The organism is Geomonas silvestris (assembly GCF_014193515.1).
Classification (GTDB): Bacteria; Desulfobacterota; Desulfuromonadia; order Geobacterales; family Geobacteraceae; genus Geomonas; species Geomonas silvestris.
In genome coordinates, this window is sequence record NZ_BLXX01000003.1 from 45,992 (window position 1) to 58,845 (window position 12,854).

Consider the following 12,854-nt stretch of genomic DNA (forward strand, 5'->3'; position numbering starts at 1 on the left):
CGTAATTAATATCGCAGGGCGCGGAGCGGTTTCTTAAAAAAGAGGCCGAGGTGTCGGGGCGTCCTCTCCCCTTCCTCGGCCTCTTTCGGTAACATCCCCCCTCCCTCGACGGGAGAGGGGACTCGCTGGACGGTCTCTCACAGAGTTTCCGGGACCCTGCTTCCTTAGAACGCGAAGTTCAAGCTGACCTGCGCCTTGGCTTCGCTGGGGTAGCTGTGGTTGTCGAATTTCGCCGACCCCAGACCGTAGGCGCCGTCGATGTCCAGGAAGAACCAGGGGATACCGACGCTGAGGCCCGCGGTGACGGCACCGTCGGAGGCGGAGTCGGCGAGGTTCGTGTAGCCGCCGGCGCGCAGTTTGAGGCAGCTGAAGGGGTGGAACTCGGCGCCGCCGCCCAGGTTCTGGCTCTTCATGCCGGGGATGATGGTCGAGTTGGAGAAGACGTCGACGTCACCGGTCAACTCGAGCCAGGAGAGCGCTTCCCAGGAGACGCCGGCGCGCACCTGGCGACCCACGGTGATCTTCTCGCCGTTTTTCGCCTTAAAGGACGGGGAGTTCAGGTTCTTGCCGACCAGGCCCACTGCGAAGGACGGTACCGGCTTCCAGAGGGTGCCGAGGTCGAAGCCGACGCTGGAGGAGTCGTGGACGTTCTTGCGCACGTCCTTTGCGAGGTCCGAGGAAGAGGTCACCTTGCCGGCCGCGTAGATGGGGGTCTGCTCCTTGTTGGTCACCATGCCGTTCATGTACTTCACGCTGGCGCCGACCCCGACCTTGCCGAACTTGCCGGCGTTGAAGGCATAGCCGTAAGAGACGGGTGCCTCGATGAGCGCGATGCCGCGCAGCGAGACCGTTTTGGATCCCAATTGGGTGTCGAACTGGTTCGTGGCGGTCCCGTTCAAGGTAACCGGAACAGGGATCGTGAGCCCGCCGGGGTCGGGGTTCGCTCCCCCCTCGAAGGTGCCGTAGGCTCCGAAACCGAAGTGCTTGATCTGCGCGCCGAAGGCTGCCTGGCCGGTCACGTGCAGGTTGTCTTTCTCGTTCGTTGCGACCAGGGCATCGAACGCAGTTGCCAGCCCGTCGGCGGTGCCCTGGTTCTGGGCGCCGGTCCAGGCGTCGTTCGCCTTGACCAGGTTGTCGAGGTCCTCGGCCAGCTTGCCGCGGGTGTTGAGGCCCACTCCCGCGGTGAGGGAGACGGTCGCCGTCTTCGGTGCGAAGGCGAGGCCGGCCGGGTTCCAGTAGGGAGCCATGGCGCCGTAGGTACGGGCGACACCCGCGCCGCCCACGCCGAGCGAGCCGGCGCCCACCGGCTGGAATTCAAGTGCATGGGCCGTAGAGCCGATACCGAGGAGGATTGCCGCTACTGCTGCCGAACGTCTGATCATGTGCCACTCCTTGCAGGTTGGGATATCAATCAGTCCAAAGACATGGTTGCGAACGCGGTGCCGGCGAGCTTCCCTGGTGGCAAAATCTAATTAATGATCAGCCTCTTCGGGGCGGCGCTGGCCGAGTATACACAAAACTGTCGGGCTATTGCAGAAAAACTTTAGGTTTTTTCAGGACATGCAGAACTCTTTAACCTGGTGCTCAGGAGCCGAATGGTGCGCCGGGCACATTAACCTTGAATTCGCGCGTCGATCTGGGATAATCTCCCCTTTGGCGCGGCGCGCCGGAAATGCGCGATTACGCTAGTCAAACGAGGGAGAACGCTCGTGGAAATCTACAGGGCACAGCAACGCAAACGTCCGCAACGTTCGGGCGTCAAGATTATCTTCGGCATACTGGGAGCAGGCGCCTTGCTCGCCCTGCTCGGCGGTCTGGGCTACTTCTTCTACCTCTTGGGAGCGCTTCCCAAGGTGGACCGCCTGGCCGACTACCGCCCCCCCATCCTCTCGCAGGTCTACGGCGAAGACGGCAGCCTGGTGGGCGAGTTCTACCTGGAGCGGCGCACCGTGGTGCCGGTGGACAAGATCCCGCGCCGGCTGATCCAGGCCTTCGTCTCGGCCGAGGACTCCAACTTCTACCAGCACAAGGGGATCGACTACCTGGGGATCCTGCGCGCCGCCGTGAAGAACGTGGTGTCGCTCAGGAAGAAGGAGGGGGCCTCCACCATCACGCAGCAGGTGGCCAAATCCATGCTGCTCACCCCCGAGAAGAAGTTCTCCCGTAAGATCAAGGAGGCGATCCTCGCCAAAAGGATGGAGGAGCGGCTCACCAAGGACGAGATCCTCTACATCTACCTGAACCAGATCTACCTGGGGGCCGGCGCCTACGGGGTGCAGCTCGCCTCCGAAACCTACTTCGGCAAGGAAGTCGACCAGCTGAACCTGGCCGAGATGGCGATGATGGCCGGGCTTCCCAAGGCGCCCAACAGCTACTCGCCGATCAAGCACCTCGACAAGGCGAAGGAGCGCCAGGGGTACGTCCTCGAGCGCATGGTGAAGGAGGGGTACATCACCCAGGCCGAGGCCGACCACGCCAAGGCGGCTCCCATCGAGATCCGCCCGCTCAAGAAGGTGAATGCCGACCAGTCGGCCTACTTCCTGGAGCAGGTGCGCCAGCAGCTCGAGCAGAAGTACGGCGAGGAGCGGCTCTACAAGGACGGACTCAAGATCTACACCACCATGAACGCCGAGATGCAGAAGGGGGCCTACGAGTCGGTGGTGAACGGACTGAAGGCGCTCGACAAGCGCCAGGGGTTCCGCGGCGCCGCCAAGTACCTGGCCGAGAACGAGGTGGAGGCATTCTGCAAGAAGGTCGAGGACGGCATCGATTACGTATCCCTGAAGCAGGGCTCCACCTACCAGGGGGTGGTGATCGCCGTGAACCCGGCCAAGCGCGAACTGACCGTCAGGGTCGGCGACCGGATCGGCTCCATCACCAAGAAGACCATGGAGTGGGCCGGCAAGCTCGAGCTGGTGAACGCCTGGGGGAAACCTGAGGCCAAACGGGCCATCGGCCTCGGCGCGGTGCTCGAGGTGCAGGTGAAGGAGCCGGATGTGAACCGCGCCGGTGCCGTCTTCAACCTGGACCAGGTCCCCGAGAGCCAGGCGGCGCTCATAGCACTCGACCCGTTGACCGGGGCGGTGCGCGCCATGGTGGGGGGGTACGACTTCAAGAAGAGCCAGTTCAACCGCGCCATGCAGGCCAAGCGCAACCCCGGCTCCGCCTTCAAGCCGATCATCTACGCGGCTGCGCTCGACAAGGGACTCACCCCCGCGACGGTCATCGAGGACACCCAGGTGGAGTACGACTCGGGGCAGGAGAAGGCCTGGAAGCCTAAGAACTACGACAATGTCTACCGCGGACCGGTTACCATGCGCGAGGCGCTCACCGAGTCGATCAACGTGGTGAGCGTGAAGATCCTGGAACAGATCGGGGTGCAGACCGCCATCGAGTACGCGAAGAAACTCGGCATCACCTCGCCTCTGGCGGCAAACCTCACCCTGGCCCTGGGCTCCTCGAGCCTCACCCCGCTGGAGCTCACCAGCGCCTACGCGGTGTTCGCCTCGGGTGGCTACCGCACCACCCCCTACTTCGTGACCAAGGTCCTGGACCGCGACGGGCGGGTCCTCGAGGAAGTGGCGCCGCCGCGCATCCCGGTCTTCACCAAGATGTCCAGCGCGGCACCGGCTGAAGAGGGTGAGGAGGGGGAAGAGGGGGCGAAGCCGATCGAGCTGAAGCTGCCCGCGCCGGCGCAGGAACCGGTTCCCGTGGGGGCCCAGGGGCTCTCCGCGGTGCCGGTAATCTCCCCGGAGACCTCCTACCTCATGACGAACCTCATGGAGAGCGTCGTCACCAGCGGCACCGGCAGCAGGGCGCGCGCCGTGGGGCGGCCGGTGGCGGGAAAGACCGGTACCACCAACGACATGAAGGACGCCTGGTTCGTGGGGTACGTGCCGCAACTGGTGGCCGGCGTCTGGGTCGGCTACGACCAGGAGCGCAGCCTCGGGGCGGGGGGCTCGGGCGGCCAGGCCGCGGCGCCGATCTGGACCGAGTTCATGCAGCGCGCCCTGGCCGGCATGCCGGTCAAGGGATTCAGCGCCCCCTCCAACGTGACCTTCGCGCTCATAGACCCGCGCACCGGGCGGCTTGCCAAGGAAGGGACCCCTGGCGCCATCCAGGAATGTTTCATAAGCGGCACCGAGCCGACCAGCTACAGTCAGGAACCGGCCCCGGCCCCGGAGGCGGCTCCGTAACGGTCCTACAACCGGGTGTTGGCGACGCAACCTCGTAATTTCTTGCAGTTAGCTCAGGGTACCGCCGTCCGCGCCCGGGGGGGACTCCGCTGGAGGCAGCTTCGCCGGGCCCCCGGCAGGCGCCAGAAAAAGCGTTAACCCCAAGAAAACCCTTGCAAATTGACGAATTATGATTATAGTTACACTTAATTTAATCCATCCAAGGAGGGTGACATGACTAAAGCTGAACTCGTCGAAGCCGTAGCAAAATCCGCGAACATCCCCAAAAGCGCCGCCGAGAAGGCTGTTGGTGCCTTCATCGACAGCGTGAGCGACGCGCTGAAGCAGGGTGACCGGGTGACGCTCGTTGGCTTCGGCAGCTTTGAGGTTTCCAGCCGTCAGGCCCGTACCGGCCGGAATCCGCAGACTGGCAAGGAGATCAACATCGCCGAAGCCAAGGTGCCCAAGTTCCGCCCCGGCAAGGCGCTTAAGGATGCGGTAGCCAGCAAGAAGTAACCGGCAGCGCCTCCGGCGCCCCGCCAGCTGTTCCGGTAGCCACCAAAAAACCCCGCACATGCGGGGTTTTTTGTTTATTGGGAACGTTCCCGGAAGCCGTACAACTGGGTCCCCTCTCCCCCTGCGGGACAGCCACCTCACTGCCGATGGCTGCTTCACCACATCCCCCCCCCCGCCCCCTCCCGTCAAGGGAGGGGGGATGTGGTTCCCAGGCTGTCGAAGGAACCTTTCTGCGGGGGGGAGGTGTGAAGGTTCCGGTGCCGGTTGCTACTCCGTAGATAAAAAGCTTGCTTTTCAGAAGCGAACTGTAGTAAAGATGGTCGACTGACGGTCAGCAGTTCCATCGGGGAGTAAGACTCCCGTCCCATCGATCCAACCCCCTCGCATTCAATCCCCATGAGTAATGCGGCAGCAGCTTTGGTTGGCGACGATGTATGTGTTTGCCGGTCAATAGTTGCGCGTCGCAATCGAATCTTAGCGGCAAAATGGTTGCCGCGGCGTTTTTGCGCGCTCCGAATAATCTTTTCACCACCCGCCCGGAGTCTGGCGGGCCGCACTCGTGTCCGGGGGATGACGGAATACGTTTGTGGTCCAGCTGTCGCCTGGCCAGAAGGAACCTCCATGCCTTTTGAAGCACTCAACCTCGCACCGCCCCTCGTTAAAGCCATCGCCGCTTGCGGCTACACCGCTCCGACCCCGATCCAGGCCGAGTCGATCCCGCTGGCACTTGCCGGCAAGGACCTGATCGGCAGCGCCCAGACCGGTACCGGCAAGACCGCCTCGTTCGTACTCCCGGCGCTGCAGCGCCTTTTGACCCCCTCGCAGAAGCCGGGGAAAGGGCCGCGCATCCTGGTGCTCACACCGACCCGCGAGCTCGCCACCCAGGTCAACGATGCGGTCAGAAACTACGGCAAGTTCATGCGGGTGCGCTGCGGATCGATCCTGGGCGGCATGCCCTACCGCGACCAGATGATGCTGCTGGCCCAGCCGGTGGACATCATCGTGGCCACCCCGGGGCGGCTCATCGACCACCTGGACCGCCGTTCGCTCAACTTCTCGCGCCTCGAGCTTCTGGTCCTGGACGAGGCTGACCGCATGCTCGACATGGGCTTCTCCGATGACGTGGACCGCATCGCCGCAGCAGCTCCGGAAGACCGCCAGACCCTGCTCTTCACCGCCACCATGGACGACGCCATGGCGAAGCTTGCCAAGAGGCTTTTGACGGACCCGGTGCGCATCGCCGTGGAACCCAAAGAGCTCGCGCAGCCGAAAATCGAGCAGCGCCTGCACGTAACCGACGACATGCGCCACAAAAACCGCCTGCTGCAGCACCTGGTGAACGACGCGAGCGTCACCAAGGCGATCATCTTCTCGGCCACCAAGCGCGACGCCGACCAGCTGGCGGCCGAACTCTACGCCCAGGGGCACGCCGCCGCCGCACTGCACGGCGACATGTCGCAGGGGGCCCGCAACCGCACCATCGTCAACATGCGCCGCGGCAAGGTGCGCCTCTTGGTGGCGACCGACGTGGCGGCCCGCGGTCTCGACGTCTCCGGGATCAGCCACGTGATCAATTTCGACCTCCCCAAGTTTGCCGAGGACTACGTGCACCGCATCGGCCGTACCGGCCGGGCCGGCGCGACGGGCGTCGCCATCTCCTTCTGCTCCACGAACGAGGTCGCCTACCTGGACCGCATCGAGCGTTACACCGGCAAGACCCTGCCGCAGAGCGTGATTCCCGGTCTCGAGCCGAGCCGCCCCCTGAGGCGTGCCGGCGGCGCCCCCGGTGCCCGCAAACCGCGTCCGGGCGCACCCGGCAAGAAGCCCTTTGCCGGCAGCAAGCGTCCCTTCGGTCCCGGAAACGGCGCGAGCCGCCGCGATGCGCAGGTGCAGGTAGAGTACCGGCGCGGCAGGGGCGGCGCCCCGAAGTAGCCGTTTTCCGGGTTGCTTTCGCCCGGTCTTTTTGATATCGTCAGCGCAGTGTTTACGGCATCCCTTGGCGCAGCGGCCAGGGGATGCCGATTTTATACCTGGGATCTTGCACGGCCGGCTGCCGGCCCGCATCCGACGGAGGTATCAGCATGAGTGGAGCTGTCGAAATAGCAAAGGGTATCCATCTGGTTGGGGTCAAGGACCCGGGGCTTACCCTGTTCGACGACCTGTTCCCGACCGCCTTCGGGACCACCTACAACGCCTTCCTGGTCCGGGGCGCCACCCATACCGCGCTCATCGACACGGTGAAGGGGAAACGCTTCGAGGAGCTGATGGACAACATCCGCTCCGTCATCGACCCGTCCCAGATCGACTACATCGTGGTGAACCACTCCGAGCCGGATCACTCGGGCTCGCTCGCCAAGCTCGTGAAGGCGTGCCCCCAGGCGACCGTGGTATCGAGCCAGGCCGCCCGCACCTTCCTGGGTAACCAGATCCACGCCCCGTTCGAATCGAAGATCGTCAAGGACCAGGACACCCTCGACCTGGGCGGGCGTACCCTGCGCTTCATCGCCGCGCCGTTTCTGCACTGGCCGGACACCATGTTCACCGTGGTGGAGGGGGAGGGTGTGCTCTTCTCCTGCGACGCTTTCGGCTCGCACTACGCGGGCGAGGGGGCCTTCGCCGACGAGATGCCCGACTTCTCCGGCGAGACCCGCTTCTACTACGACTGCATCATGCGCCCCTTCAAGGACCGGATACTGCAGGCGGTGGAGAAGCTCGACGGGATCGAGCTCACCCTGGTCTGCCCAAGCCACGGGCCGGTCTACCGTAAGGAGGTGCGCAAGCCGATCGAGCTGTACCGCAAGTGGTCGGTCCCCAAGGCGGGGGGCAAGCGCATCGCCATCTTCTATCTCTCCCCGCACGGCAACACGGAGAGCATGGCCGAAGCGGTGGCCCGCGGCGCCTCGCTCCCCGGCGTGGTGGTGACCCAGTGCCACATCAACCACGCCTCGGTGGCGGACATCCGCGACCTGATGGAGGAGTCGGATGCGCTCATCTTCGGCACCCCGACCATCAACCGCGACATCCCCAAGCCGATGTGGGACGTGCTCGCCTACCTCTCCACGGTAAGCCTCAAGGGGAACATCGGCGGGATCTTCGGGAGCTACGGCTGGAGCGGCGAGGCCTGCCGCATGGCCGAGGACCGCTTGAAGGGGATGAACTTCAAGCTGCCGCACCCCTTCGTGCGCACCCCCTTCATGCCCAAGCCCGAGGTGATGGCCGAGTGCGAGGCCCTGGGCCGCGCCATCGCCGAAGAGGTGCTCAAGAAGTAACCCAAACCTGTATCTGCCGCGGAGGCACGGAGCACACGGAGTAAGGCAAAAACCTTTGTAGGGTTGGTTATTCTCCGTGCCCTCCGTGTCTCCGTGGCAGGTTTTCCCCGGTTTTACCCCAAAACACCTCTCCTATGACGACTACCGCAGCGCACATCGTCGAAGTCGCCATCCCGCTCCCCCTCGAAGGACACTTCCACTACCTGGTCCCCGAACAGCTGGTCTCCCGCGCCGTACCCGGCACGCGCGTCCTCGTTCCCTTCGGGCGCCGCAAGCTGACCGGCTACCTCCTGGGAAGCGCCCCGGCCGCGTCCGGCGAGCTCAAGGAGGTGCTCGACGTCCTCGACGAGGCACCGCTCTTCACCCCGGACGAGCTCGAGTTCTACCGCTGGATCGCCAACTATTACCTGCACCCGCTGGGGGAGGTGATCAAGATGGCGCTCCCCGCCGGGATCAACCTGGTGAGCCGCTACCGCTGCGAGACCGCCGAGGACGGCACCCCGGTGATCCGGGAGTTCCTGGCCGGCGGCCGGAGCGTGCGGCTCGAGCGCTTCTACGCGGCACTTCCCGATCCTCCGGTGAAGCCGCGCGGCAAGGGGCTCGAGATCCTCGAGTACCTTCAGTACCTGTGCGAGTCGGACGAGAACGCCGAGGTCTCCGGCGCCGACCTCCGGGCCCGCTTCGGCACCTGCACCCCGCAGCTGAACCGTCTGGTGGAACTGCGCGCGGTGCGCACCGCCGAGCGGGAGGTCTACCGGGATCCCTTCAGCGCCCAGAGCTTCGGCAAGGACCAGGCGCTCGAGTTGAACGGGGAGCAACAGGCGGCGCACGGCAGAATCGCCGAGGCCCTGCGGGGCGGGAGCTTCGCACCGTTTCTGCTCCACGGCGTCACCGGCTCGGGGAAGACCGAGGTCTACCTGCAGTCGATCGCGGTCGCGCTGGAGCTCGGACGCACGGCGCTGGTGCTGGTCCCGGAGATCGCGCTCACCCCGCAGCTGGTCGGGCGCTTCAAGAGGCGTTTTAGCTGCGGCATCGCCGTGCTGCACTCCGGGCTCTCCGACGGCGAGCGCTACGACGAGTGGCGCCGCATCCGGCGCGGTGAGGCCCAGATCGTGATCGGCGCCCGCTCGGCCCTCTTCGCGCCGCTTGCCGGCATCGGCATCATCGTGGTGGACGAGGAGCACGAGGGGAGTTACAAGCAGTCCGAAGGGGTGCGCTACAACGCACGGGACCTCGCCCTGGTGCGCGGCAAGCAGGCCGGCGCCGCGGTGGTGCTCGGCTCGGCCACCCCGCTCATCACCAGCTTCTACGCGGCGAGCCAGGGGCGCCTGACCTATCTGAAGCTCCCCAACCGGGTGCGCGAGCTCCCCATGCCGCAGACGACCCTATTGGACGCGCGCGGCAAGAAGGGGATCACCTTCCTGCCGGAATTGGCGAACGCCATCGAGCAGAACCTGGACGCCGGGGGGCAGACCCTGCTCTTCTTGAACCGGCGCGGCTTTGCCACCTACCTGGTCTGCGAGGATTGCGGCCACGTGATGCGCTGCCCCAACTGCGAGGTGACCCTCACCTACCACCGGGGGAAGGGGCGCCACGTCTGCCACTACTGCGACTACTCGCTGCCGGCACCCTCGGCCTGCCCCACCTGCCAGGGAAAGGAGATCACCCTTTTGGGGCGGGGCACCGAGCGGGTCGAGGAGGAGGTGCAGGAGCTCTTTCCGCTGGCGCGGGTGGCCCGGATGGACCGCGATTCCACCAAGGGGAAGGGGGGGCACGCCCGGGTCCTGAAGGCGCTCGAGGCAGGGGACCTGGACATCCTGATCGGGACCCAGATGATCGCCAAGGGGCACGATTTTCCGGGGGTCACTCTGGTCGGGGTGATCTCGGCGGACGCCTCCTTGAACCTCCCGGACTTCCGCTCTTCCGAGCGCACCTTCCAGCTGGTGACCCAGGTGATGGGGCGGGCGGGGCGCGGCGACCGCCCCGGGCGCGTGCTGGTGCAGACCCTCGCCCCCGAGCACTACGCCCTGAGCCACGCGGTCGCGCACGACTACCAGGGTTTCTACGAGCAGGAGATCGCCTTTCGCGAGGAGGTCGGTTATCCCCCCTTCGCGCACCTCGCCGCTCTCACCTTTTCCGGGATCGACCAGCGCCAGACCGAGGGAAGCGCCCAGGAGGCTGCGCGCCTTTTGCGCAAGATCAAGGCCGAGTGCCGGTTGCGGGTCGAGATCCTCGGGCCGGTGACCGCGCCGCTGGGGAAGGTGCGCGGACGCTACCGCTGGCAGATCCTCATCAAGGGGCGCGAGCGCAGCGAGCTGCACCGGGTGCTCTTCCACCTGCGCGGCAGCTTCAGCCACCCCTCCACGATCCGCCTGGTGATCGACGTCGACCCGGTGGAGATGCTCTGAGTTTTGTGCAACAGCCGAAGAGAAAAGCCCCTGCCCGCAGTCGCGCGGTGCAGGGGCTTTTTTGTTGGCGCGTGCGAGGAATGAGTGAAAACCGCGGCCCCCGCTCCCTAAAATCCCCTCTGTCTCCCCTTCGCAAAGGGGAGGACGTGACGCCGGCTGCGTTGCCTGGATTCTCGGAAAGCATGCCTCGATCGGGCAACATGAACCTCTCGCTCCCACACTCCAGGGTAGGGACGAGCAACTGAAGGTGGCCTCACGTTCCCCCCCGTGCGAAAGGGGGGGCAGGGGGATGCGCCTTTCTTTGCAGGAATCCGAGACCGCTCCCCCCAAAAAAGAAAACTCCTATCGACGCGGTGTCAGCAGGAGTTTTCTTTTGTTGCGGCCGGGTCAAGGTGACCCGGCGTTCGTTACTGCCGGGTTAGTGCCCCGGGTTGATGAAGGCGTAGACCATCAGGATGAGCAGGGTGATGCCGATGAACAGCGCGGTGAATCCGAAGGTCTTCAGGCAGAAGTCGTAGGCCACGCCGCTGCTCCTGGTGGCGCGGAACTTCTCGGTGGTCCCTTCCTGCTCGTAGCGTGCCCACTGGTCGCCACGCTCCTCGATGAACTCGTGCTTGGACATCTGGCCGTTGAAGATGACGAAGTCCATCGGGAACTTCTCGGGCCGTCCGTGGGTGTTGAAGAAGTGGACGGTGAAGATGAAGCCGGTTGCCAGGAGCGCCTCGTCAGAGTGGATGATGGTGGCCACGTTGAAGGCCCAGCCCGGCAGGAAGCTGCCGAAGAACTCGGGGAACCAGAGCATCAGGCCGGAGCCGCCGATGGCGAACATACCCCAGAAGACCGCGATGAAGTCGAATTTCTCCCAGTAGGTCCAGCGCTCGAAGGTCGGCTTCTGACCCTTGAAGAAGAACCAGCGTACCATCCCTACCACGTCGGTGATGTCGCGCAGGTTCGGGCAGAGGGAGTCCGGTCCGAACAGTCTCTGGATGCAGTTACCCTTGAGGTCCTGCCTGATGAACAGGAAGTGGATGCTAAAGGCGATTGCCATCGCGAAGTACACGAAGGTGATGCCGGCGCACATGCGGTGGATCAGCGCCGCGTTAGGAGCGCCACCGTAGAGACCCATGAGCACTTTCGCCCAGCCCTGGTCGGAGAACTTCAGCGGCAGACCGGTCAGCGACAGGCCGAGGAAGCTGATGATCACCAGGAGGTGCATGAACACGTGGCGCGGCTGGAAGCGGCGGTACTGCTTGTGGCCGTCCGCTACGTGGTGCAGGACGTGACCCTCTTCGAGAGCGGCTGCCTTCTCACGGTTCTCGACGAAGCCGCGGATCATCCAGAGCAGGGTGTGCAGCCAGAACACCGCGAAGGTGCCGGTCAGCAGGCCGGTCATGGCGATGAAGGTGTAGTAGAGGATCGGGTAGTGCTCGCGGTCGTTGTGCTCGCCGTGGGCGTAGAACTTGGTGAACAGCACGGAGCCTTTCTTGTGGCAGGCGCCGCAGGTCTTCACCAGGTTGTTCGGGTTGACCGAGGAGTTGGGATCCTTGGAGGGGAGGATGCCGTGCGCGGTGTGGCAGTCGGCGCAGCCGGCGACCTTCTCCGGGTAGCCCAGGCGGTAGTTCTTGCCGTGGTAGCTGGCCAGGTAGCTCTCTACGGCAACCTTGGAGATATGGTTGCGCTCGACGAGTTTCTCGTCGCCGTGGCAGCGCAGGCAGACCTTGGTGTGGAACTCGCGGTTGGCGTGCGAGGTCGGATCACCGATCGCCTTGATGTCGTGCAGGTTGTGGCAGTCGTTGCAGGCAGCGGAGTCCTGGTTTCCGGCGATGACACCCTTGCCGTGTACCGACTGGGCAAAGCCGCGCTCATCCTTGTGGCACTGGACGCACTTGGCGATGACGCGACGCTTGTCCTTGTTCCAGGAGGTGTGGGTGTGGATGTCGGTGTGGCAGTTGTAGCAGCCGACCCCCTTCTGGGTGTGGATGCTGCCGGCGTGCTCGGCGGCTTCCTTCTTGTGGCAGCGCACACACTGCACCTTGCCGACCTTCACCTCGCCCTTCATGTGCTTGGCGAGCTCGACGATCTCGATGTGGCAGCTGGTGCAGCCGTTCTTGCCATGCACCGAGTTGGCCATGAGCGTTGCGGAGATCTTGTCTCCGTGGCAGCCAAGGCAGGTGGCCGGGTCGATGGCCAGGCCTTGCTGGGCGGCGACCGGCCGCGCAAGCACAATGAGCAACAGTAGGGGGAGGATACGTCTGAAAACTAGGGCCATTGGTAATCTCCTGTAATTAAAAAAACGACGTTTTACAAAGTCGTATTCATGTGAACTGCCCCTGAGACGGCGCCTAATGTATAACGGGATGTCTCATAAATCAACACAAAATATGCAAAATAATAAGGTACATACAACAGCGGTGCCTGGTTATTTCGCGGAATTGGCGGCGCGAGTGTCGGTGAAATCGCCGAAATCGAAATAGTCTTCATGAACT

At 64.3% G+C, this 12,854-nt stretch carries 7 protein-coding genes; 5 read left to right on the forward strand and 2 right to left on the reverse strand.

Annotation, left to right across the window (positions count from 1 at the left end; all coding sequences use genetic code 11):
* Positions 1-164 precede the first annotated feature (164 nt).
* Positions 165-1,382: a conjugal transfer protein TraF gene (gene traF / locus GMST_RS06570; protein WP_183353840.1), complete on the reverse strand. Its 1,218-nt coding sequence runs from the start codon at positions 1,380-1,382 to the stop codon at positions 165-167.
* 381 nt (positions 1,383-1,763) lie between these two features.
* Here traF and GMST_RS06575 point away from each other — a divergent pair, with 381 nt between their 5' ends.
* The 5 genes from GMST_RS06575 to priA all read left to right on the forward strand — a co-directional run bounded on the left by GMST_RS06575 (position 1,764) and on the right by priA (position 10,368).
* Entirely contained in the window at positions 1,764-4,196 is a 2,433-nt protein-coding gene (locus tag GMST_RS06575) for a penicillin-binding protein 1A (RefSeq protein WP_246399288.1), read from the forward strand.
* A 213-nt stretch (positions 4,197-4,409) separates the two neighbouring features.
* The gene (hbs, locus tag GMST_RS06580) at positions 4,410-4,691 is read left to right on the forward strand and encodes a non-specific DNA-binding protein Hbs (protein WP_183353842.1); all 282 of its coding nucleotides are present in this window, start codon (positions 4,410-4,412) and stop codon (positions 4,689-4,691) included.
* A 621-nt stretch (positions 4,692-5,312) separates the two neighbouring features.
* Positions 5,313-6,623 carry a DEAD/DEAH box helicase gene (locus tag GMST_RS06585; RefSeq protein ID WP_183353843.1) on the forward strand — a complete coding sequence of 437 codons (1,311 nt, stop codon included), beginning with the start codon at positions 5,313-5,315 and terminating at the stop codon, positions 6,621-6,623.
* Positions 6,624-6,772: 149 nt separating this feature from the next.
* Complete coding sequence (locus tag GMST_RS06590) at positions 6,773-7,960, forward strand: FprA family A-type flavoprotein (RefSeq protein ID WP_183353844.1); 1,188 nt, start codon at positions 6,773-6,775, stop codon at positions 7,958-7,960.
* Between the two features lie 134 nt (positions 7,961-8,094).
* The gene (gene priA, locus GMST_RS06595) at positions 8,095-10,368 is read left to right on the forward strand and encodes a replication restart helicase PriA (RefSeq protein WP_183353845.1); all 2,274 of its coding nucleotides are present in this window, start codon (positions 8,095-8,097) and stop codon (positions 10,366-10,368) included.
* 418 nt (positions 10,369-10,786) lie between these two features.
* Here the strand turns inward: priA and GMST_RS06600 are convergent, their stop codons facing one another.
* Positions 10,787-12,637 (reverse strand): cytochrome c3 family protein, encoded by a 1,851-nt coding sequence (locus GMST_RS06600; protein WP_183353846.1) that lies wholly within the window; start codon positions 12,635-12,637, stop codon positions 10,787-10,789.
* Positions 12,638-12,854: the final 217 nt, after the last annotated feature.

Coding starts and splice junctions, on each gene's coding strand:
- traF (WP_183353840.1), bottom strand. CDS start 1,382: ATGATCAGACGTTCGGCAGCAGTAGCGGCAATCCTCCTCGGTATCGGC.
- hbs (WP_183353842.1), top strand. CDS start 4,410: ATGACTAAAGCTGAACTCGTCGAAGCCGTAGCAAAATCCGCGAACATC.
- GMST_RS06585 (WP_183353843.1), top strand. CDS start 5,313: ATGCCTTTTGAAGCACTCAACCTCGCACCGCCCCTCGTTAAAGCCATC.
- GMST_RS06590 (WP_183353844.1), top strand. CDS start 6,773: ATGAGTGGAGCTGTCGAAATAGCAAAGGGTATCCATCTGGTTGGGGTC.
- priA (WP_183353845.1), top strand. CDS start 8,095: ATGACGACTACCGCAGCGCACATCGTCGAAGTCGCCATCCCGCTCCCC.
- GMST_RS06600 (WP_183353846.1), bottom strand. CDS start 12,637: ATGGCCCTAGTTTTCAGACGTATCCTCCCCCTACTGTTGCTCATTGTG.